General features: G+C 32.1%; 20 protein-coding genes. 2 read left to right on the plus strand and 18 right to left on the minus strand.

All coding sequences use genetic code 11. The annotated features are described in order from the left end of the window. Positions 1 to 233 precede the first annotated feature (233 nt). From OZP12_RS13045 to OZP12_RS13070, 6 genes are all read right to left on the minus strand, one after another. On the minus strand, positions 234 to 689 hold the full coding sequence (locus tag OZP12_RS13045) for a DinB family protein (protein WP_281225452.1): 456 nt from the start codon (positions 687 to 689) through the stop codon (positions 234 to 236). 205 nt (positions 690 to 894) lie between these two features. Continuing rightward, on the minus strand, positions 895 to 1,656 hold the full coding sequence (locus tag OZP12_RS13050) for an XAC2610-related protein (RefSeq protein WP_281225453.1): 762 nt from the start codon (positions 1,654 to 1,656) through the stop codon (positions 895 to 897). Then, positions 1,657 to 2,187: a hypothetical protein gene (locus OZP12_RS13055; RefSeq protein WP_281225454.1), complete on the minus strand. Its 531-nt coding sequence runs from the start codon at positions 2,185 to 2,187 to the stop codon at positions 1,657 to 1,659. Between the two features lie 353 nt (positions 2,188 to 2,540). Next, on the minus strand, positions 2,541 to 3,092 hold the full coding sequence (locus OZP12_RS13060) for a DNA-3-methyladenine glycosylase I (RefSeq protein ID WP_281225455.1): 552 nt from the start codon (positions 3,090 to 3,092) through the stop codon (positions 2,541 to 2,543). A 54-nt stretch (positions 3,093 to 3,146) separates the two neighbouring features. Beyond that, positions 3,147 to 3,470: a nuclear transport factor 2 family protein gene (locus OZP12_RS13065; protein ID WP_281225456.1), complete on the minus strand. Its 324-nt coding sequence runs from the start codon at positions 3,468 to 3,470 to the stop codon at positions 3,147 to 3,149. A gap of 21 nt (positions 3,471 to 3,491) precedes the next feature. After that, a complete protein-coding gene (locus OZP12_RS13070; protein ID WP_281225457.1) occupies positions 3,492 to 4,274 on the minus strand; it encodes an SDR family oxidoreductase in 783 nt (260 codons plus the stop codon). 629 nt (positions 4,275 to 4,903) lie between these two features. Between OZP12_RS13070 and OZP12_RS13075 the strand changes: the two genes are divergently transcribed. Continuing rightward, positions 4,904 to 5,068 carry a hypothetical protein gene (locus OZP12_RS13075; RefSeq protein ID WP_281225458.1) on the plus strand — a complete coding sequence of 55 codons (165 nt, stop codon included), beginning with the start codon at positions 4,904 to 4,906 and terminating at the stop codon, positions 5,066 to 5,068. Positions 5,069 to 5,242: 174 nt separating this feature from the next. Here the strand turns inward: OZP12_RS13075 and OZP12_RS13080 are convergent, their stop codons facing one another. Continuing rightward, the gene (locus tag OZP12_RS13080; protein WP_281225459.1) at positions 5,243 to 6,163 is read right to left on the minus strand and encodes a hypothetical protein; all 921 of its coding nucleotides are present in this window, start codon (positions 6,161 to 6,163) and stop codon (positions 5,243 to 5,245) included. A gap of 1,183 nt (positions 6,164 to 7,346) precedes the next feature. Next, positions 7,347 to 8,387, minus strand: a complete 1,041-nt coding sequence (locus OZP12_RS13085; RefSeq protein WP_281225460.1) for a hypothetical protein — start codon at positions 8,385 to 8,387, stop codon at positions 7,347 to 7,349. Positions 8,388 to 8,957: 570 nt separating this feature from the next. On the opposite strand from OZP12_RS13085, the gene OZP12_RS13090 reads away from it, so the two are divergent. Further along, positions 8,958 to 9,104, plus strand: a complete 147-nt coding sequence (locus OZP12_RS13090; RefSeq protein ID WP_281225461.1) for a hypothetical protein — start codon at positions 8,958 to 8,960, stop codon at positions 9,102 to 9,104. A gap of 79 nt (positions 9,105 to 9,183) precedes the next feature. On the opposite strand, the gene OZP12_RS13095 is transcribed toward OZP12_RS13090, so the two are convergent. From OZP12_RS13095 to OZP12_RS13140, 10 genes are all read right to left on the minus strand, one after another. Then, positions 9,184 to 10,077 (minus strand): alpha/beta hydrolase, encoded by an 894-nt coding sequence (locus OZP12_RS13095; protein WP_281225462.1) that lies wholly within the window; start codon positions 10,075 to 10,077, stop codon positions 9,184 to 9,186. Positions 10,078 to 10,416: 339 nt separating this feature from the next. Next, complete coding sequence (locus OZP12_RS13100; RefSeq protein WP_281225463.1) at positions 10,417 to 11,409, minus strand: restriction endonuclease PLD domain-containing protein; 993 nt, start codon at positions 11,407 to 11,409, stop codon at positions 10,417 to 10,419. A gap of 616 nt (positions 11,410 to 12,025) precedes the next feature. Continuing rightward, the gene (locus tag OZP12_RS13105) at positions 12,026 to 12,181 is read right to left on the minus strand and encodes a hypothetical protein (protein WP_281225464.1); all 156 of its coding nucleotides are present in this window, start codon (positions 12,179 to 12,181) and stop codon (positions 12,026 to 12,028) included. Further along, positions 12,181 to 12,720 (minus strand): Panacea domain-containing protein, encoded by a 540-nt coding sequence (locus OZP12_RS13110; protein ID WP_281225465.1) that lies wholly within the window; start codon positions 12,718 to 12,720, stop codon positions 12,181 to 12,183. The genes OZP12_RS13105 and OZP12_RS13110 overlap by 1 nt, the downstream gene beginning before the upstream one ends. A 412-nt stretch (positions 12,721 to 13,132) precedes the next feature. Continuing rightward, entirely contained in the window at positions 13,133 to 14,230 is a 1,098-nt protein-coding gene (locus OZP12_RS13115; protein ID WP_281225466.1) for a hypothetical protein, read from the minus strand. 157 nt (positions 14,231 to 14,387) lie between these two features. Then, positions 14,388 to 14,795: a hypothetical protein gene (locus tag OZP12_RS13120; RefSeq protein ID WP_281225468.1), complete on the minus strand. Its 408-nt coding sequence runs from the start codon at positions 14,793 to 14,795 to the stop codon at positions 14,388 to 14,390. Continuing rightward, positions 14,795 to 15,628: a hypothetical protein gene (locus tag OZP12_RS13125; RefSeq protein ID WP_281225470.1), complete on the minus strand. Its 834-nt coding sequence runs from the start codon at positions 15,626 to 15,628 to the stop codon at positions 14,795 to 14,797. The genes OZP12_RS13120 and OZP12_RS13125 overlap by 1 nt, the downstream gene beginning before the upstream one ends. Positions 15,629 to 15,993: 365 nt before the next feature. Then, complete coding sequence (locus OZP12_RS13130) at positions 15,994 to 16,806, minus strand: hypothetical protein (protein ID WP_281225471.1); 813 nt, start codon at positions 16,804 to 16,806, stop codon at positions 15,994 to 15,996. Between the two features lie 191 nt (positions 16,807 to 16,997). Then, positions 16,998 to 19,259 carry an nSTAND3 domain-containing NTPase gene (locus OZP12_RS13135; RefSeq protein WP_281225472.1) on the minus strand — a complete coding sequence of 754 codons (2,262 nt, stop codon included), beginning with the start codon at positions 19,257 to 19,259 and terminating at the stop codon, positions 16,998 to 17,000. A 14-nt stretch (positions 19,260 to 19,273) separates the two neighbouring features. Continuing rightward, on the minus strand, positions 19,274 to 21,898 hold the full coding sequence (locus OZP12_RS13140; protein WP_281225473.1) for an AAA family ATPase: 2,625 nt from the start codon (positions 21,896 to 21,898) through the stop codon (positions 19,274 to 19,276). Positions 21,899 to 22,081: the final 183 nt, after the last annotated feature.

A 22,081-nucleotide genomic window follows, 5' to 3' on the forward strand; every position in this document is an offset into this window, starting at 1 on the left:
TGTTTTGTAAGTGTCGTTTTAAAATTAATTTGCTACAAGAGGTTTGGTGTTAAATTAAGCCTTGTTTTCGGATTTGCCACCTGAGTCCCAATAATTATCGGGACGAACAAGCGAAGCAAAACATCCTAAATAAAAACCATTTTTAAATTCAGCCTAATGTCCAAATCACTTGTAGCAAGTGTCGGGCGATCGGCTATTTATGCGGTTAATTTCAACATTTATTTATAAGTTTTTCAGATAAATTTTCTAATATTCATCATAAATCCTAAATGCAATCCTTCGTGATAATTATTATATTCTAATGATTCTTTTAATGAGCCTAAATGAAATCCCATACTTGTGGTTCGTTCATTATAAACCTTAAATTCTCCGTTATAAAAATCAGATTCTGTTTTCTCAATTAGCGAAATTAAGAGTTCTTTCAAATCTTTTATTTCATTTTCTGATGTTTTTTCTGTTGGTTTTGTTCCTGGTTTATAAAGTTCCAATAATTCATCTGAAATATATCCTTTCAAACCTGAAGATTTATAAATTAATACTTGTTGACAAACTATAATATGCCCAATATTCCAAATCAAATTATTGCTAAATCCAACAGGTATTTTATTCAATTGTTCTAAACTATATTTCTCAAAAAAATCTAAAAATAAATCTCTATTTTTTGTCCAAATTTTAAAAGTGGCTTTCATTTTGTTATTTCTTCTTTAGGTTATTGAATTCCCGTATTTTCGTTGTAGCTGTCACCCCACGTTTTAAGGCTTGCAGAGGTGGCGAACTTCGAAACCGATAATTTTCCACTAAGATAGAATTTCTTGAGAAAGATAAACTTGAATTTACCACATATCTCGCCATTTCTGCAAACCGCGGTTATAGCCAGTGCTTTCTATATTCAACTTATTCCTTAGAGATGAATATAGAGTCTCTTTTCACAACTTCTCCGTTAATTATTTTCTCATATATTTTATAGTTGTGAGGATTAATATATTCTGTAACAACTTCAGTATATTTCAGCTTTCCGAATTTATCAAAATAATGTGTATTAGTTATGCCATAATCCATTCCTGAATTTTCTGTAATCAATTTTCTTCCATTTTTATTAATATCCTCTATATGACTTGCTGACAAATACTCAGAATATTCAAATGTTTTTGACTGATTGTTAAATAAGTAAATATTTGTTAGACTGGTCATTTCGTTACTTCCTTTTGAATAGAAATAAAAATCTTTAAATCCATCAAAATTAAAATCTTTAAAGTAGTAATTATTGAGATTTTCAAAATACCCATCTGATTTATAGTTAACTGAGTCTTCTACATCCAAAGGTGTTTCAAGTAATATTTGTTTATTCTTATAATTTTTTAGGTTTACATATATTTCGCTCACATTTTTTTCTTGATAAATAACTTGAAAAATAATGCGGTTTTCCCAATTACACAAAATACCATTCAACTCAAATGGCTTACTTACTTTGACAATTGTATCATATTTAATTTCGGGAATTTCTAATGTAGAAGCTGTATCATTAATAGAGACTTCTCTTGTATCTTTAGTTGATACACTATCTTTAACAGTGTTTTTTGCAGAAGAGGTATTTTTAATTGGGTTTTTACAACTCACTAAAAATAAAATAGCAATTATATAAAACAGGTTTTTCATTTAGTTCAATTTACCAGATCCATTATTCCAAATCAATGATACATCTCTATCACAACCACCAAAATAATTACCTAAAATATAAATACTTTTTTCTTTATGGCTAATTTTCAAGATAATCGGAAAAGTGATGAGTTCGAATGTATTAAAAGACAAGGAAGATTTTATTTTACCCGATTGATTTATTTTACTTAAATCCAACATTTTTCTCAATCCCTCATTTAATTTTTTATCACTGGTTTCAATAATTTCATTAGCATACTGTTCCATTATGATGCAACCTCTCATATTAATTGTTTGAAAGAGATAATAATTTTGATTGTCAAGATTTACTTCATTCACTACTTTTTTATAAAATTTTTCTTTTAAAAGTTCTTCTGAAACGGGCAAAATTTCATAGTTAAATTCTTCAATTTCTACTCCATTTAGAGTATATATATTTAATGTTAATATTCCTCCACCGCAAGCTTGTGAAAATCCATTTTGCGAAATTAAGATTCCAACAAATAATATTAATTTTATTATCTTTTTCATTTTAGTTCTGATTTTCATTTAGCATTGGCTATAACTCGCTTATACTCGCTACAACGTAGCGACAATCTACCTAATTTGGAATGTATAGTCCCTATTATTTCGCGGATTTTGAACAAAAATAGGAATAATATTTTTATTACAAATCATCATAACAACCAGTGCAATCGATTAGGAGAAAGCATAATAAAAATGAAATCAAGAGGCTTCAAAGAACTGGGGAGCACGGCAAATTAGCCGCGTCGTAAGAGCTCTAGTTAGTAGACAAAAGAATGTATATACTCATTGCAAACGAGCACCAGAGGGCTTCTATTCACAATAGTTATCTATTGCAATTAAAGTATCGTCTTTCATTTTTACTTTTTCATCCACATAGGTTTTTCTCTGAGTATTTGCTTATAGACAGGGCAACTTTCTGAATGTGCCCCATGTAAATAACTAATACTCATTAAAAATTCATTTACAATCTCACCGCCTGTGAAACGAAAAGTCTTTTTAAATAATTTTACCCAATCTTCCTTTGTTTTAGGATGATGATGCTCCAGCCATTTTTCAAATGAACCAAATTCTTCCTGTAGAGTCAAGATTGTTTTTGCATTTTCAATGGCTGCATTTACCTTCAATCGGTTCCTTATAATTCCAGCATTTGCTAAAAGTCGTTCGCGGTCCTTTTCGGTGTAGTTCGCCACTTTTTTTATATCGAAGTTGCTGTACGCTTCCCTGAAGGATGCTTCTTTTTTCAGAATTGTTTCCCAACTTAGTCCGGCCTGGTTAATTTCCATTACTAAACGACAGAACAACTCGTTATCATCGTGAAGCGGAAAGCCGTAATAATTGTCGTGGTAATTTTTATGCAATGCTTTCTTTTCTTCAGACTGCATAGTTTCTATAGCGGTGCAATAACTCATAATTTGAATTTTTAAAAATAGAGAGTGACCAAAGATAGTCACTCTCTACTCTATTTAATCTGTTATTTTTAAATGCTGAATTTGTTCATCAACAATATCAAAGTGAAATTTCAGCGTAATAGGGCTTCCTGGAAATGTGCCCGAGCATTCTGCTGACAAAACACTTGTTGTGCCGTTTTCGGTATATTCCAGTGGTTTCATCACTGCTTTGTAATTCTTGTTTGAGTGGTCGATCCAGCCCTCTATTTCCAATCTTCCCTTATGCGTTTTACCTTCATCAAAAACAATGGCAGTTTCTGAAAACAAATTTGCATAGGTCACAGCATCAAACTCATTCTGTGCTTTAATCAAGTCAGTTAATACTTTTGGTAAGTTCATTGTTATAATTTTTAAAGATTATTAAATTGTTGGTACTGTACCGCCATCTATTATATATTCAGTTCCTGATAAATAACTGGCTCTCGGCGAAACAAGAAAACCGACCAATTCAGCTACTTCTTCCGGCTCAGCAGGTCTGCCGTAAGGTATTCCACCCAATGCATCCATTACACCTTGTTTTGCTTCTTCTACACTACTATTGGCGTTTCTTGCAATCTCAGCCAGCCAAGCTTTCGATGCTCCTGTATTGATCCATCTAGGAGAAACAGTTAGCACCCGAACCCCTTTAGGTGAAACTTCATTCGATAAGCTTTTACTATAGTTTCTCAATCCTGCTTTTGCAGCCGCATAAGGCAAAGTAGAGTCATACAGTGGTAGTATTCCTTGGATAGAAGCTATATGAATAATAACTCCGTTTTTTCGATCTACCATTTGTGGTAAAAATCCCCTGTCAAGTCGAACAGGAGCAAGCAAATTAGCCTGCAGGGTCGATTCCCAATCTTTATCAGATAATGCAGTAAAGCCGCCGGCAGGTGTTGTTGAAGAACCAAGATTGTTCACCAAAATATCAAGCCTTCCATAAGTCGAAAGCACTTCATTAATTACTTTTTGCGTTCCTTCTGCTTTACTCAAGTCGGACGCAATGAAATGCAGTTTACTGTTTTCTTTTTCCGGTGCGTTTCTTGCAGTGATAATAACCGTTGCCCCAGCTTGTAGCAGTCTTTCTGCAATTGCTCTTCCGGTTCCTTTTGTACCTCCTGTTACTAAGGCAATTTTGCCTGATAATTCGTTTTGATAATTCATCTTATATTCGTTTTAAAATTGCTAGGTACAAATTTCTGAAGTATGTAAATTTCTCACAAGTACGGAGTTACGATTCATATAGGGATAAATTTTTCCCCTATTGCAGGAATTGGTAGATAGGTTTATTTTTGTAATATGTCTGAGAGAAAAACAATACCGAACTTAAATTGTGGACTTGATCTTATAGGAGAAGTACTCTACGGGAAATGGAAGATACGTTTGCTTTGGTTTATTAATGAAGGAAAACAACTTTCGGTAAAAAGTAATTTGGTGCGGTGTGCAAAAAATAGAGCGGTAAAAAGTCTTAAAATGTATCGCACAAACATAAAAAAATAAGGCCAATGCTTTTAGATACTGTTTGAAATTGTGGGTACGAGTGTGACACTCGCACTAGCCCTATGTTACCTAATGCTCGGACTATCGGGGGAATGTATTTTAATTTGTTATGGTTTAAGTGGTGGCTGATTATTTGGCTATTACACTTGAAGCATTTGCTTATTTTTTTGCGTATCTTTATAGTATAATAATGGAATTTTGCTATTTTTTTATTCGAAAGATTAAAGATTATGGTGAAAACGAGTTTCGCTTCTTACTTACGAGATACAATAGCATACTTAATCCACAATGTCATGGAAATTAATTGGTTTATATTATCGCTTGTCTTTCTTGCGGCTATTATCCTTATCTTTATCTTAATAAAGCAAAACAGAAAAGATGAAAAAAAGCTTGAAAAAGACTTAAACTACTTTAAAAAAGAAGAAGAGGTAGAATTAAATGACGAGAAGGATTTATAATTTTTCTAACACAAAACAGCTATTTCTAGTTTTGAAGGAGTTATAGTGTGATGTCAGGAGGCTTCGCAGCGAAGCTACTTTTTTTATAAATAAATATTAAAATTAATGCAGTAAGAAACTGCTAAAACAAAATTTGTCATATTTTTTTAGTCGAATATTTTTTAGTTTGATGCTTCAAAAATTAAAAAGAGAATAACCAATAGCAACTCCCAGCCAAGGTTTCTTATTATAATTCCATTTTTGCGCATCATCTCCTATTGCATAATCCCAGCCAGAAAATAGACCGAAATTTATTTTGTTATAAGAAAATGAAGCACCTACTCCTACAGATGCTAGTCCTTTTACGATTTCTACATCTGGCCCTAGAGGGACATCAGCTTTAGAAGTATTATTACTATTTAGTATTACTGAGGAAGCTCCCAAAATTAGACCTCCAGTTACTTTCCAAGTATTGCTTTTGTTACCTATTTTTTCTTGATAGAAAAAACTCGACTGCCCCATCGAATAACCAAGTAATACATTTCCATTAATAGTCGTTGAAAATTCCTCGGAAAGTCCATGTCCCTTAAACCTATACTTTACGGGAATAACAAGTGCTGAAACCGTATACTCATCAAACCATAACCTAATACACTGACGATTTTTAAGTTTATAATAATATATCGATTGATTCAAATATTTTCCAGTCGTATCTCTTTTTAAATAACCATTTATATAAACTTTATCTTCTTCAAAAAGCACACTACTATTAATACAATGCGTAAGAGATACTTTTTGGGGAATTCTTGCACTAATACTATCAACAAAACTTTGGTTAACAACCACTTCCCTTACAGCTATAACTTTTTTCTCACCAGTAAGAATTTCTTGCGACAGAGTTACTTTACTACCTATGGAATATTGTCTAAGAATTTCATCTTTTTTTTGCTGATCCATTTTTCCAAATTTTATAATGCTATCTTTCATAAGATAAACAACATCTTCACCTTTCACTTTAATTTTGCTTTGCGTGATCCAATATTTTTTCTTAAAGCTTTCTTGTGCCTGTCCAGCCGAAAAACTGATAATCAATAAAAACAGAATAATTTTTTTCATATTTGTAAGGATTTATGTTTAAATATTGAAACACCAAATGTTGAAATCTATAAATATATCAGAATTTACTCATTTTTTATAAAAATAACCATACATTCCATTTTTAAACAAGCAGTATAACTTTATTATACTCTCAAATATATAAATAATTATTTACAAATTACAAAAATTAACTATTACAACAAACGAGAAAATACCCTCCTAAAATCTCGTGCCCGCAAAACAACAAATCGCTAACAAATCCGCCCGCATAAAAAAAAGAGGATGCAAAATCCTCTTGAAAAATTACAAATTTCTTTTACGATAACCCCATAGATAAAAAATCACAGCAGTCTAGTCCAACATAGATTTCATTATTGGTACTGCACATGCTACGAACTCTAGCTGTTGTAAGCAGGAATCATTTTCTTAAATCTTCTTCATTATTTTTAATTTCTGTCTTAATCAGCACAATTAATTATCCTATTTCTGTTTTTAAATTTGGGTAAAATTCATCAGCTTTTTTTCTAAATTCTCCTTGTTCAGTTGATATAATGCTCAAATCAGTATCCCTAAATTTAGTTGGCAAACTTTTACGATAGTATGAAGACCAAATGTGAATTGCATTACTAACATTCGCGAACTTTCATTGATATGATTTGGTGAAATTAAATTTGCTTTTACTGAAAGTACAAACCCTTCGTCAATTAGTTCAGAATAGTCTTTTCCTCTTTCCGTATATCTTTGGGCTTTTTCCAATGATGCAATTAAGTCTATATAAAAAGATTTTATTTCACCATTCTCCTTAATTTTTAAGTCTTAAATAAATCTGCTTTTTTTACGCTGATTTGTAAAATACATAGTCAAAGCAACTCCAAGTAGAGCTGACAAAACTATAATAATTACTATTTCAAATTCCATTGTTTCTCCTGTTTTGAGGTATTCTTTCTACTAACATCAGTCTGTGAAAAAACTAATAAATGATTCTCAAAGAATCACATTTATAAAATTTTTCTCTAACAGGTATAAGAATAACTTCTCTTTTTGATGTATTTTTTTTTTCACAATCTTACTTTTTCGGGCTCTGCGTTCGGGCGAGTTTCAAAGCACTAAACCGTCAAACAGTACTCAACTTGAATAAAGGCACAAAGTTCAGAGTTTACACGTCACCAAGCTTGACTCAAAACTCTTATTACAAGCAGTTTTATTTATCCCATGTGTCAATAATTCCAACCATTTGAATTACCGTATTAATAGTGGCGGTTAATTCTAACTTTGATTTTAAATATTTCAAATAAAGTTCATGTGCGCTATTATAATTAGAAATTTGCTTATCCAATAATGGTGCATTAGAATTAATTTCAAATAGCTTTTCCTCAAATTCTGTCAACATTAAACGTGGTCCAACTCCACCACCTCCTGGTTCTCCTCTGCAATCACCGTCTCTTACAGGGTCAACTTTCTTAATTAATTTTTCACTAAAACCAAAAGAAAATCCGTTTTCAATGCCTCCTTCAATTGTAAGTGTATACAAAACTATTTTATAACCTTCAGACATACAATTAGTCGCTTTACTTGTAGTAATCTTAATTTCTTGGGAATAGGTTCCAATTGGGAATTTCTGTTGCAATTCGGATATTGCATTTGAAATAAATTTAAGTCTTTTCGAAGGGGTCTCTAAAGTATGATTTTCATTTAAAGCTTCAGAAAAATACTGCCTACTATCTTCTAATAATGCTTTTGTGAAATTGTCACCTTTTTCTAACCAGTAACATAACTCTAATTCTGTTTGGAAAGCCAGCATGTAAACATGAATATGAGCAAATCCATAAATAGCAAGCAAGTTCTTTGTTTCATGAATTGAGGCGAATTGTTCCTCAATATTTCCTTTTCCGGTTTCTAGCCATCCAATCAAAAATAAATTGGTTGTATTTATTTTGGAAGACAAAGTATTCGCAATAAATTCAATTTGACGCTGGTCAATATAAACTTTGAGGTCTTGCAAAAGATTAATTATCAATTTTAAGTCCTGTTGCATATTCCTTATATCTGAATATATTTTTCGCAAATATTTAAGCTCTTCACTTGGTCCCGATCTCTTTCGCTTAAACATATTATAAAGCTTATATCCAGTTTCTGCTATCGCAATAACTGTTGCAGGATCAGTATAAATGCTGTCAATTAATTTGTATTCCTCAACATCCAAGTTGTAGGATTGGATTTTCACTAAGTCTTCGTTTTTCATGTCATTGATTTATTTTAGTTGTCTTTGTAAAATTACTGGTAACTAGATTATTGACAAAACAACCCTTCGTATACCACCTAAATTCGGGTGGATAAGCGAAGGTTTGTTTCGCTTTGTGCTTTTTCAAATATATTAATTTTTTCTTACAAATCATTAAATAAACTTTAATTTACTAGATACTTTTCGTACATAAGCAAAGATATACTCCCATAAACTTACAGCCAATCCGTTCCGTAAATTCATAATAGTATTGCCGTAAAATAAAAAAACACCATCTCGGCATCTTCTCATTTCTTAAATCCCGTGATACCGCCTATCCCTCAACCGTTCACAAGATATCATTCTGAGTTTAAGCCCTCACATGATATAATAATTATTTCTATTTCTTGCAATTTTTACTATATTTACGTTGAGTCTTTATTTCTCCAAAAGAATATTTAAAAACGACATTTTATGCTATCGCGAGGAATTGAAACACTAAAATATTTCCTATTGGAACATGGCCTTTGCTTTTCAATTATTACATTGCTATTAACTCTATTGATTTATAATTACAATAAAACTTTGATATTGGAAAAAGAACTTGTTTTAGTATACAATGAACTTCATGTAAAACAAGTGACTTTCGAGAAAAGACAAAAGGAGTATTATAAAAAAGTGGATCAACAGCAAGCAAAACTCGAACGTATGCTACAAGAAATCAAGTCGGGTAAATAGGTCTTGAATCTGTCAGTAATCTAAATGTTTGTAGTGCACATGCAACGAAATCGTAGCTGTTGTAGGTAGTGCCTTATTTTTATACTTTAGACTTCTTACTATTAAAAGTCTTCTGCTTTATCCATTGAATTGAAATATCAAAAGGTTCTGTGTCATTTTCAGAAGAAGTATTGTGCCCTAATTTAGAAAACAAAGTATACTCGAAAGGTTTACCTTGAGCTTTAAATGTATTTAATTGCTCTATACACAACTTTACTGGAATCTGTATATCTTTCTCACCAAAAAGCCACAGTCCCGGAATTGAAATAGTATTCAGAGATTTTTTTGGGTCTGTTGCAGTAAATTGATAACGGTCAGCATCATTTTTGATATGTTCACGAGTTTCTGCTTCAGTATGATTTTCCCAAAAATTATTGTTCCCATTAGTATAAAACTGAAATCGAAGTTGTTCCAGAGTTGTAATTGTAGGGCAACTAAATAAAACCATAAATTCTATTTGCGGGTTTTTGTTTGCAGCAATTGGGATTATCCATCCTGCTTGACTGAAGCCAAGTAATCCGATCGGTATTCTTTTATTTTTTAAATGTGTGCGAAATGTATTTACTGCTGAACTTGCATCTTGAGATAATAAATTAAGATTAGTAGTGTCAATATTATTCGTGCCAACGGATGGGCCTACATATACACCACCAGATTCTCCAACTCCACGTTTATCATATGTTAATACAGCAATACCTTCTTTGGCAAGACGTTTAGCGAACTCCATTTCTCTTTTTACAGGATCAGACCCATGAACAATTACAACAGCTGCAAATGCTTTTTTAGGTGTTAAAATTGAGCCTGCAAGAGTGATGCCCTGACTTTCAAACTTTACATCTTGAATGGCGAAGTCGGCCGATTGAGAAAATGCCATTTCTGGTAAAATCATTAATAATAGCCACAGAAATAAGTTAGAAGAAAAGTTAATGTTCATTTTGGCTTAATATAAAAATTACGTTATATCCTTGGGATTGTGTTAGCATTGTCTTCAACATCAGTTTGACTAAAAACCTCCACCCCGTTTTTGATAATTCGTTATTATCTAAATATAATCGGTAACTACTATTTTTTTTAAATTACCTCTGGTTTCGTCCAGCCAGGGTTTACGGCTGGTTTTTATTTTGTTTTGGTAACCGTGAATTTCATTTCATTACTTCGTCTGTTCGTCCCGATATTTATCGGGACTCGGGTGTTCATGCTGCGCACGCAACGAAATCCTTGCTGTTATCGGCTGCCTTTCTGTTCGTCCGAAGTGTCGTTAATTCTTTATTGCTCATCGTCTGTCGTTAATAGCTACAACTTTGTCAATAATGAATTTAGCAAAATCGGGAGATAGTTTCAATTTGTCTTTGCCGTAATTTAATGCACCTAAAGTTTGTCCGCCAACTGCTGTAATGGCTTCGTCAGGATTAGCTGCCAAAAATTCGTCTTTGAGAGAGTTTATCCAAAGATTATGACTTCCCCAAGTCGCACCAAAGTTTGGAGTTAAATTTTCTGCATCCACATACCAAGGCCATCTTTCCAACCAATCATCCTCCTCAATTTCTTCAGGTGTCGCCATTTGCGGAAAAGACGTTACTCTGTAAACCGATAAAATTTTTGTTGTGCCAACTCCGTAGGCAATAAGAATGTCATTCGGCTTTACTCCATTCGGTCTCAACTTAGAAAAGTTTAATTCTTGTTCTAAACTATTAAAAAGCCTATCCTCCGTTACAGGATTGTCTGTAACACCAATAGGTTTGAGCCAAAATACAATTGTGTCGTTAAGCTGAGAAGTCCAACTTGAAGAAGAAAGTAAGTCAGTAAGTTTTAAGTCAATATCCCGTGTTTCTGTCTGTGGTTGTTTTGCTAAAAAGTTTGTCGTTGCTTGTTGCATACGATATATTTCGTCAAAGCTCAAATTTGAAAACTCAATGCTATCAAGAATTGATGTTTCAAGTTTTTTGATTTCAACTTTATCTGAAATTTCTATACCCCACTCGTGGTTTCTGGAAAGTCCGCTGTCTGTAAAGTTTGCAGATGACACAATTGCGGAAACATAATTGTCGTCCTTTTTGAAGATATAAATTTTGCCGTGCAACTTGTTGTTAAGTGAAATTTGGTTAATCACTTTTTTGTCTTTGATGTCGGGAAATTCAATAAAAGAAATAAGTGAACTGATTTTCTTTATTTGGTCAAACGACTTTGGTGAAAGTGTCGTGATTAAGTGTAGTTTTTTTAGTTGCGAAAAGTCAACCTCGCCAAAGAAGTCCGCAAAGTCTGTCATTAGAAATGGACTTGTGAGGATTACTGTGTCACTGTCCCCGAACAGTTCTTTTAGTCGAGTTGAGTGGTTATCCGTGACGGATAAGTTGTTTATTATTTTAAAATCCATTTGTTGCAGTGTCGTTGTTTAAGGTAGCCGATAACTTGTTTATACGTATGATAATGTCATACAAAGCGATCCCGTTTTACTAGATATGTATGATGTGGGATATACTTTATTTGAAACCAAATATAAATATTAATTCTTACAAATAATCAAAATAACTTTCGCAATCGATTAGGAGGATGCATAATAAAATCAGGTCATGAGACTTCAAAGAGGTGGACGGTTACAAGCTGTGCTTCTGTTCTTTGTCATACATATTGCCAAACAACGGTTACAGGATGTTGTTATTCTTTAGGTTTTGTTTATTTTATAGTGATTTCAGATTTTCCATTAAACAAATCACGGAAGCAAATCAAAATAATACCAATAACGTTAATTGTTGTTGTAGTAATTAAAGTGTTTAAAACACTATCGGATAGACAAAATTTATCATTATTGTTTACTAAAATATACGCAACAATAAGTAACCAAATAGAAATTGTAGCAGAAGCCCAATAAGACATTTTAGTTCTTAATCCTGTTTAGCAATGAATCTACTTACTTTTGCTGTTTCTAAACTGTAAGACAGTAACGCAGTTTGTATTTCACCTCTGTTAAAGTCTTCTTGTGTTGGAGGTGTTTCAGGTTGAAGAGGTATTCTTCCTAAATTTTCATCAAAACTACTCATTAAGCAGAGGGTGTTAGCTTTGATTTATAATGCTCATAAATACTATCATCGTTTAGTATAGAATTGCAACCTGGACAGTACACCTCTTTCCAAGGTGTTCCTTCTTGGTGAGTTAAAGCACTTAGATAAACACCATCAAACTTTCCATAAATACTCCAAATTTTATCTAAAAATTTTTCGTCTTCTGATGTTATTTTTTCTCCTGAAGCTTGGTTAGGTAATTTATCCTTTATTTTCAAATCTCCAACTCTTTTCAAGTTCCCATATAGAGAGGGAAAAACTGGACCATAGTCCCAAGCTACTGGCTGTTCGTTTAGTAGTTTTTTAGTCTTTTCTGTAACTGCTAAATACCAACCGTAAGCAATGTAAGTAAGTTTTAGTAATTTCATAGGTGTTAACTCTCCGTCTTTGGAGTGCTTTTCTATAAAATAATTTGCTATTGTAGTTGGACTATACGACATAACTCTTTGTTTTTCTTCTTCCCGCAAAAATACTAAAAATAAGACAATTAACAAAACTGCTATAATTACGTATTCCATTTTCTGTTAGTTTCTTTTTCAACGTACAGCTTGGTTTACAATATCCTGTAACTTGTTTATACGTATGATAATGTCATACAAAGCTATCCCCTTTTAGTTAGATATGTATGATTGGGAGCATACTTTATTTAAATCCAAATATAAATATTAATTCTTACAAATCATCATAATAACCATCGTAATCGATTAGGAGAATGTATAATAAAAGTGAGGTCAAGAGGCTTAAAAGAGATGTAGGTACTCGTTGCAAACGATCACCAGAGGGGATCAAAAGCTGTATCTGGCGCATGAGCGGGGCTGACGATTGTTAATAAATCCGAGTGATTGGGCTATTATTGTGACTTATAGAAGCGGGCGCAAAGTCAGAGACGTTTGTGCAGCAGTTGTGGTAAAGACCAACACTTCGGAGAGTTTATAATTTATCACATAATTTTCTCAATGTTTTTATTGATGTCTTTGTATGTAACAACGTCCTAAAACAATGAACACAAATGAAATTTTCTATTTCAAAATATAAATCTAAATCAGCTCGTTCTATGTGTGTTGTTTTTTTACATTTTCCACAAGTGAAATGTAAATCTTGACAAATAATTTTGAATATCTTGTCTATTCTGGATTTACTTACGGAATTATTAATTTCAAGTAATTGTAAAAATCCAATAGTTCTACGTAATTTTTTAAGCGCTCTTATGTTTTGATTTTTTTCGTCTTCTAAAAAATTAAAAATAATTGCATCAATAACCGATACTGCATAAAATAGTAAGTTAGGAACAACTAAATAATAATTTTCAAAATATCTATTATAATCGTTTTTCTGTGAAAAAACAAAATTGAAGTTTTGCTCAGTTGTTTTGTAATTTTTATCATTAGTTACTATATGCAACGCTTGATTTGTTGTGCCATTAATTCCAGCATCGAAGGCTTTATTATATCTTAAATCATATATAAGTTCGGAATCATAGAGAAAAGTCGTATCAATTTTATCAAACACTTTTTTAATGATTTCTTTCTTGTTAAGTTTTCTATTACTCGGATCATAAGTTTCTGGATCTCCAATATGAAAAAAGCGATTGATGAATTCGGCTCTATCGATGAGAAGTTGCTCAAGGATAAATAATTCATCAGCAAATGGTTTTCTCAACAAAGCATAAGCAACAGTCATTTTCCCTCTTTTTGCGGCATGCATTGATTCAAATATAAAATTTATTAAGTCTGATGTGACTGCACTTAATATTTGCTTCGAAACAACAAGTTCTATTTCAATTGTTAGATTTTGAGATTTTAACCAATCCAAAGCATGAATTTTACTTTTCTTTGTCTCCTCCATAAACTTTATTGCATTTTCTCCGGTTATAGAGGTTTGAAAAAGATTTTTATAATTTTTCTCTTTATAAACTTCGGTTAGTTGGTCATAAATAACCGCACAAATATTATTGACTTTGATATACTTTTCAGGTATTGCAACGTCATCCATATCTCCATCTTCGTCAATTGCTAATGTTAATCTCATAAGTGGTCAAATTGCCTACGTTTGGTCGCTTGGCGATGTGGCGGACTAAGGAAGCCTAATCTTTCGGTTAATGACTAATTTTTCAAGTACAAAACCATCTTCAAATTAAGCCAAATCCCGCCATATTGCCAAACGACGGTTGGCAGTAGTTCTTTTTTTATGATGTTTGAGCTAATAAATTTTTTACTGCTGTGCTAACCTCTGAGCTATTAAAAATACTTCTTAAAATATCATTCAATTCTTCAATTGTTTTCCCTTTATATTTTTTGTTTTCTAATGAACTATAGATTTGATATGGAGACGTTTTTAAGGTTTCATGAGCTAATCTCAATAAAGTAAAAGTATAACCTAATTCAGGAACGTTTATGCGAAATGTATGTATAAAGCATTCCGCATTAAAATCGTCTGCATCTGAATTTAAAAATGGTTGGCCTGTTATAGTTCCAATATTCCCTTGAAGTTTACCATTTGAAATTTCGGTTAAAAAATTTGATTGAATTGATAATATTTCTTTTGGTGTTGGTTCTGTTTTTTTTAATTCTATTTTATTCCAAAGATTTTCCATTATACATTTGTTAAATTAATATTGAATTTTAAAGGTAAGTGATCTGATATTTTTTTATCAATTCTAGATGTTAAATTAATTGTTTTTAATAAAGATTTGCCATTGATTTCATGAATAATATCTAAATTATTTTCATCAAATACATCTAATAATTCTGGTCGAATTATAATTTGATCATAAATATTCCAATGCAAATTAATATATTTATAAGTGTCAAAATAATGTGTTCCTGAAACGTTACCTTTTGAAAATTCTCCGAAGAAATTCCACATTGGATTATAAAAATATTTAAATGGTTTCTCTAGGACTTTTCTCTGACCAATTTTTGCAATTTCTCTAGAACTCGTATTGTTTAGTCCGTTTGCACTAATTAATCCATTTTCAAATGGATTCATATTAAAATCACCTAGAATAAAAGTTCTCGAGTGATTTAATTCTAATTCTTTTATTTCAACATCTTCTCTCAAACTAGAACAAAGACCTGAATGATCATCACTATTTCCCCAATTTACTTTGGAAGGAAAATGAACTACACCCATCATCAAATCTTGAAACAAATTATGTTGCAAATGATATAAACCATACCTACCATGACCATAAACTTCATCTATTTTTAATTCATTAATTGAAGTGAAAATTTTAGCTTTATTAAATATTATTTTAGGAATTATACGAAAGTCTGCATTATGACTTCGCAAATTATTTAATATGACATCTTCAAATTCGCCAAATTCAATTATAATTAATACATTGATTTGATGAATTATTACTAAATCCTGTATTTCTTGATGAAGATTTTTCTTGTTTATATTCCAAAGTAGAATTTTGAGCATTTATTGTTAATTAAAGTCTTTATTTTATTATTGAATTCTCCTCGGTTTTTTAGAATTACTGCCAACTTGTTTATAGGTATGATAATGTCATACAAAGCTGTCCAGTTTTAGCTAGATATGAATGATTGCTGTCATGCTTTATTTAAAATCAAATATAAATATTAATTCTTATAAATCATTATAATAAACATCGCAATCGATTAGGAGAATGCCTTAATAAAGCTGAGATCAAGAGAGCATGGTAAATTAGCTGCGTTGCAAACGCTCGAAGTAGCAGACAAAAGAATGTAGATACTCGTTGCAAACGACCACCAGAGGGGATGCTTTTTTAATCGGACTCAAAATAAAAGCAACGGTTATTGCTTTTAGCGATAATGTTTTTGTTTTTTATGTTTCCATTCGCAAGTCATAGGAGTAAATAAACTTGGTTCAAAATAAATCTTATTTATCAAATCAAGTAATTTATTAGATTTGAGCAAACCTCCACAATGTTCCGGCTCAGTTGCAATAGTAAACCCCTCTAATCTTTCAAAAATCCAAGCAATCAAAGGTCTATCAATGTTTAACATTTCTATAATATTTTTCTGTCTTAGATATCTATACTTCTCTTCAAATCTTCCATTATTATATGGATTATTAAGTGTAAAAAAATCTAAATCAATATCAAAGTATACATCTTGTTCTTTCGATTTTAAAAGACAATTTTCAAGAGCTTCATATGTTTTAAACTTTTTAATTATATGTGTATTTCCATATAAATCTATAAGTTTTTCATCTTCCCAATCTGATTCAAATTTCCCTTGTCTACAATGGACATAAATGTTTCCAATCAAATTGAGATATGCCGCACACAAAATGTGTCCATCATTATTTCCTGCTAGTTTAGCCCAAGAAAAAAATGCCACTTCTCCCTCATTTTCAAGGTTCAAATTTTTAAGCCATTTCTTCTCAGTTTCACACGGAAAGCATAAGTCTTGATGCCAATCTAAACTAACTAAACAAGGCGATATTTCAGATTTCAGTTCTTTCCTCCATTTTGACCAATAAAAGAAAGCATATCTGTGCTCTTGAAAAACAGCAATTTCAATAGATTTATTTGAATGAAATGGATGAGATAATATTTCAACTAATGAACCAGGAGGTTTTATTCCATATTCATTTCTAAATTCAACTTTCATACTGTTTTTCTGTTATAACTAACTCCTTATATATATTCCGCATCTTCATCTAAAATCAAGTATTACATACGTGATCTAGACTATTTACTCAACTCTAATACCCAACATACAAAACTATTTCCACTATTCTTTACCCTTTTCTATATTATCAAAAATAAAAAAAACACATACATTTGTCAACTCTATAAAACCTACTCGTCTATATCTTCAAAAATGCTTCTCTCAATATCGTCTTGTTCTTCGCTATCTCCACTTAAATTATCCAGCTGAGAAACTGTATCTTCATTAGTATTTTCTTTTATCCAATTTTCAATTTCTGATAATTCTAAATTTACTGCGAAAACTATCTCAGGTTTATCAGAAAATTCATTTTCGATAATTTCAAGATTTTCTTTAAGTGAAGACATGTGATATCCTGGATCATCATCATGATTGAAATTTGATTTCCATGTTTCTTTTAAACTAGAAATTTTGGGTATAAGATTAATTTTTATCTTATCTAAAAGCTCTTTAAGTTCATTTTTCGTAAACATTTGTTTTATGTTTTCAGAACTTAGAGCATATAAATTTTCACCATTCAAAGCATATTCTGAAACTTTCTCAATGAACATTTTACGATTCCTATCGGGAAGTAAATCATTTGAAAAAAGAGTATAAGCTAACGCAACTTCAGGTGAATATTCTAAAAACTGACTAGGCTCTGTTACCTGTTCTAAAATTTCGGGATTATTTTCTATATAGATTTTTAAAAATTGTAACGAACATCTTCGGGCTAAAAAATTAAATAAATTTCTTTTTGCTCCCCATTCAGATAAAAATTCACTCTTGTATTTTTTAGTTGCCTTATAAGAGTTTAGTTTATCAAGGATTAAAGGAAAGAGTTTTTTAGGAACAATGATAGCATTTTTAATTGTTACATCGCCACAAGTAATATGATCTAGCAGTTTATCAGTAGTACTGCCGTGCAAATAAATTTCAATCATATCAGGAGAACGCACTATAAATTTTGCAAATGCATCTCCAACTGTTGGGTGCTTATATTTCCAAATCGATTCATCATCAATTATCAAATGCTGGACCATATTCCCTTTCATCGCTTCGAGTGCGTTTATGCAGCCACTTAGAGAACTTCCCAGCTTTGTAATTGCATTTGTTTCAAATTCATTTATTTCCAACGGAGATTTGAGTTTTTCACTATTCATATAAATCAATGCTAGTGCAGCTTGGCTATTCTTATCTAATTCCTCAATAAGCTCAAGCAAAAAGCTTTCCTGTTTATCAATGAAATTATGCAAATAAAATTCAGAAAGATTCAGATTTTTTGTAAAAAAAGGGTCAGAAATTCTTCTAGCTATTTCTGGAATGAATCTCTGATGATTTGCAATATACTCCAGATACTGTTTAATATCTTTTTTAAAACTAAGCAATTGTTTACCCATTTTTATGTGATTGTAAAGCATTTGTCTTTTTTCAATTAAAGTCAAATTTTGTACATCGATTACTACTTGGCTCTCGTGTAATAGAGGGAAAGCGCCTTTTTTTAAATCTTTTTTTGCGGCATTATATATGTAATCTCTTGAAGTCATAACTATTTTTACTCCTTTATCAAGCATTGTAATGATTTTTGGCATAGCTTGATTCCAACGATTACTAAGCGTTGATTCATATTGAGTAACTCCAAATGCGTCATCAATCCAAAAAAATTGTGCTGAATTATTAGGATTCCAATGTTTCACTACTTGTTCAGCAGTTTCTAATTTCATCGTGTTTGCCTTCCATTGATCTAAAGCTCCCATTGCAAGTAAAGAAGCAATAGTTGTCTTACCCGCAGCTGGTTCTCCAATTAATAAAACAAAGCCATGCTCTTCTATAGCGTCGGCAGCTTTTTTATATGAAGATGTAATAACCACTTTCGCAAGTTCATCTTTTAAATATTCCAATAAAGCTTTTCCTTGATCATAAACGCGGTCATCTAAAATTTCGCTAAGGTCACCAAGTCCATAAATTCTTGGAACTAATCTGCGGAGATGCGAGTTCTCTTTTATTTGACTATTTATCCATGTTGATCCAAATATCATAACATGTTTAATTCCAACTTCTTTTAAATGTTTTTGAATTTTAGCTGCAATAGGTGCCGATACACCAGCGTTTGTCATCAAAATATATATATCACATAAACCTTTCTCAGCAAGAACATGAGCCTTGTCAATTTCTTCACTTACATCCGAAAACTTTAAGTTCCCATTACCCTTGGTTCTAAATTTACACTGGATTACAAACTCTCCATCATAGATCTGACCATCTATATTTTTCCATTTTCCAGAAAAGCACCCATCTCGTCCGCCATCTGAAGAATCTAAGAAAGTCATAGAAGTTTGCCCCAAAACCTGCCTAGCAATTGAATTGCATAACTCCTGAAATCCATACCACCCTAAAGAATTTAATTTATACATATATCAAATATTTATTATCTGCGTCGAAGCCTTACTTCTTTTGCAAAATTCTCTAAAATTATCACATCTGATAAAAATTCAGCGGCATTTGGCATTTCTTCAATCAAAGTACCAGCACTATCATGCCCAAAGAAATAAGTAGAACATTTTCCCATATTTTCATCAACTTTTTTGTAATCTTCTGCTGTTAAATCCACAAGTTTTGACAATCGCTTGGTTTGAATTTCCCTACCAAATCTTTGGATAATGTTATCTAATAAAACTTCTTCGACAAATCTTTCCCACGTTTCACGAAGTAATCCGTAAAGAGGCTTAATGTTCTCTCGGTATATTTCTTCTGTTTGTGTCCTCTCAATTTTATCCAGTTTCTGTTGCTCACTTTTCAGTATTCCAATTCTCCTATTTATTGGCAACGCATCCCATGGCGGATTGCTAGCAATCATACCGGTTTCATTTTTTTTACGTGTCAAGCTTTTAATCTCAAGAGCGCATTGAAGCTGTTTGGCATGCTCCTGAAGCATAAGTAAGAAAGTTATATCATGTGTAAAAACAATTACTTGTCTAATTTGAGACTCCTCCACTATTCTTTTAGCTATTTTATTTCTCCATTTATGATCGAGTGATGATACAGGATCGTCAAATACAATCGCGCTTTTATGATCAGACAATGATAATTCAGACAAGAATGTTGATAAGGCAATGCAGCGGTGTTCACCCTCACTTAAAATGTCTTTAAGGGCAACATCATGACTATTTGGTTCGTCAAGTCGAAGATAATGATATTGCTTTCCTTTCGCACCTTTTGTTTCGGTTTCTATCTTAATGTTTTTAAAACCCAATTTTACTAATTCTGCCTGAAAGTTATCTTTAAGATTTTGAGATATGTACGATGCGGCTACCGAATTACTTAATATCGTAACAGTTCTTGTTGCACATTTGCTATAGCATTTATTTAATAAAGCTAACTTCTTTTGGCGATAAATTTCCCTAGCTAACTGAGGTTTAAAATCATATAACCTCTTTTGATTAATGAGTTGCAACAGCTCATTTTCAAATGGCTTTAGATCTTCTTCAATCGATTGTAGCCTTAATTTAATATTATCCGCTTCAAGCTTTGCTACAAATTTTTCAATTACAATCCTCGAATTAATCTCTAGTTCTGGAACTGGAAGAGTTTCAATAGCTTTTTTTTCTGCTAGAAGTGCTACTATTTTTTCTCTTTCGCCCGATAAAGCTTCCAAATATTTATTTTGACCAAGCCTATAACCATCTAAAACAGATTCCAGTTCGACAATTGTTGGTTCATGATCGTCGATAATAAAAGATAGGCTTTTTGTTTTCAGAAGAAAATCATCATATGCTTTTTCTGCATTATCGTGTACTTGTTGTAGATCATTTTTTACAAATTCCTCGAAATTGACAAATCGTCTTTTTGCAGAATCGTCCAGTTGTTGAAGACATAATGGGCAAGCACTATCTGAATCGGTTTCAGGGAAGACATTTTCTCCTTTTTCAGTATTATAAAATTTTCGTGCGCTTTCCCATAGTTGCTTCCAAGTAGCATCACCAATACCAGTTAATGGCAAGCCAGAAAATATATCTTCCGATGAAGCTTTTAGAGTTTCCAATGCCGTTGCATAATCCACTGCAATTTTCTTTGTGTTATCTAAAGTCTCGCGTGTTATTAACGAATTTTCGAGTGACTGAAATTTATTCTTTAGCACTTTAAAACGTTCTATTTTTTGCTCATTACTTTTTACAGTTGCAGCTGGATCGGTTGCTTTAAGATCAGCAATTATTTTTTTTAATGCAGTAACCCGACCATCACTCGTTGAATGCCACTGAGAATGGGCGCGCAAATCATCGAGCGTTGTTTCCGAATTCAAATTATCAAGGAACATTTTAGCAGCTGTCCCTTCATCGACCTGTAGTAGCTGTAAGTTCAGCTTTGAACTTTCCAATCCCTGTGATTCATTATTAATTTCGGTCTCAATATATTTTAAAGCAATAGCGAATTTTTCTATGAATGATAGTCCCTGTGGGATAAATGCAATTTCGTCCTCGTTTTCTATATAATGATTAGCGCTAAAAGAATCAAAAACGTCAACACTTTTGAGCGTAGAATTACTAACCTCAGTATTTTTTAGTGTAACCGTATTAAAAGTTACTCCATCCGTGGTAAATTCAACATCAGCTTTTTTATCTGTTCCTCGACTGGCAGCGTCATACAAATTATCATTAATTGGTGGTTTTTGTCCTCGAGTGTTGCATATATGCTTAAGAACACTAACATAACTAGACTTTCCAACACCATTATCTCCATAAACAGCTGTTAAACCCGTCGGTGCAAATTCCAATACACTAGTGCGCGAAAGCGCATTGATGTTTTCAATATTCTGGATTTTAGAAAGTATTACGCTAGCATTGCCGGCAGAGTGTGATATAAATGCTCTTAACAAGCCAAAGTCGACAGCAGAAAACTGAGCCTTGCTCAAACCTGTTTCTGCTTTGCAAATCTCTTTCATAAGTGATAAATCATCTGGCGTGAGATTATTATTTCTAATCAGCTTATCGATTGCATATTGCCAAAATTGAGGTTTAGTTTCAACCCAATCAATTATATCAGTAAGTATACTCATTATTTTAAATGTTTGTTGTAGTGAAATATACGAAGATAAGCCTTTTTAAAAGCAAATAAATCGTGAGTTATTAACATAAAAAAGACACCTCCCCAGCATCTTCTCATTTCTTCTTTCTACCTCTCCAACTATCACTATGACCAGAACCACAACTCTTCCTTACCTCATATACCTTCCCTCGTA

The organism is Flavobacterium aquiphilum (assembly GCF_027111335.1).
GTDB lineage: Bacteria > Bacteroidota > Bacteroidia > Flavobacteriales > Flavobacteriaceae > Flavobacterium > Flavobacterium aquiphilum.

Excerpts from the sequence above, each read along its gene's own strand:
- OZP12_RS13045 (WP_281225452.1), bottom strand. The coding sequence starts at position 689 with ATGAAAGCCACTTTTAAAATTTGGACAAAAAATAGAGATTTATTTTTA.
- OZP12_RS13050 (WP_281225453.1), bottom strand. The coding sequence starts at position 1,656 with ATGAAAAACCTGTTTTATATAATTGCTATTTTATTTTTAGTGAGTTGT.
- OZP12_RS13055 (WP_281225454.1), bottom strand. The coding sequence starts at position 2,187 with ATGAAAAAGATAATAAAATTAATATTATTTGTTGGAATCTTAATTTCG.
- OZP12_RS13060 (WP_281225455.1), bottom strand. The coding sequence starts at position 3,092 with ATGAGTTATTGCACCGCTATAGAAACTATGCAGTCTGAAGAAAAGAAA.
- OZP12_RS13065 (WP_281225456.1), bottom strand. The coding sequence starts at position 3,470 with ATGAACTTACCAAAAGTATTAACTGACTTGATTAAAGCACAGAATGAG.
- OZP12_RS13070 (WP_281225457.1), bottom strand. The coding sequence starts at position 4,274 with ATGAATTATCAAAACGAATTATCAGGCAAAATTGCCTTAGTAACAGGA.
- OZP12_RS13075 (WP_281225458.1), top strand. The coding sequence starts at position 4,904 with ATGGAAATTAATTGGTTTATATTATCGCTTGTCTTTCTTGCGGCTATT.
- OZP12_RS13080 (WP_281225459.1), bottom strand. The coding sequence starts at position 6,163 with ATGAAAAAAATTATTCTGTTTTTATTGATTATCAGTTTTTCGGCTGGA.
- OZP12_RS13085 (WP_281225460.1), bottom strand. The coding sequence starts at position 8,387 with ATGAAAAACGAAGACTTAGTGAAAATCCAATCCTACAACTTGGATGTT.
- OZP12_RS13095 (WP_281225462.1), bottom strand. The coding sequence starts at position 10,077 with ATGAACATTAACTTTTCTTCTAACTTATTTCTGTGGCTATTATTAATG.
- OZP12_RS13100 (WP_281225463.1), bottom strand. The coding sequence starts at position 11,409 with ATGACAGACTTTGCGGACTTCTTTGGCGAGGTTGACTTTTCGCAACTA.
- OZP12_RS13105 (WP_281225464.1), bottom strand. The coding sequence starts at position 12,181 with ATGAGTAGTTTTGATGAAAATTTAGGAAGAATACCTCTTCAACCTGAA.
- OZP12_RS13110 (WP_281225465.1), bottom strand. The coding sequence starts at position 12,720 with ATGGAATACGTAATTATAGCAGTTTTGTTAATTGTCTTATTTTTAGTA.
- OZP12_RS13115 (WP_281225466.1), bottom strand. The coding sequence starts at position 14,230 with ATGAGATTAACATTAGCAATTGACGAAGATGGAGATATGGATGACGTT.
- OZP12_RS13120 (WP_281225468.1), bottom strand. The coding sequence starts at position 14,795 with ATGGAAAATCTTTGGAATAAAATAGAATTAAAAAAAACAGAACCAACA.
- OZP12_RS13125 (WP_281225470.1), bottom strand. The coding sequence starts at position 15,628 with ATGCTCAAAATTCTACTTTGGAATATAAACAAGAAAAATCTTCATCAA.
- OZP12_RS13130 (WP_281225471.1), bottom strand. The coding sequence starts at position 16,806 with ATGAAAGTTGAATTTAGAAATGAATATGGAATAAAACCTCCTGGTTCA.
- OZP12_RS13135 (WP_281225472.1), bottom strand. The coding sequence starts at position 19,259 with ATGTATAAATTAAATTCTTTAGGGTGGTATGGATTTCAGGAGTTATGC.
- OZP12_RS13140 (WP_281225473.1), bottom strand. The coding sequence starts at position 21,898 with ATGAGTATACTTACTGATATAATTGATTGGGTTGAAACTAAACCTCAA.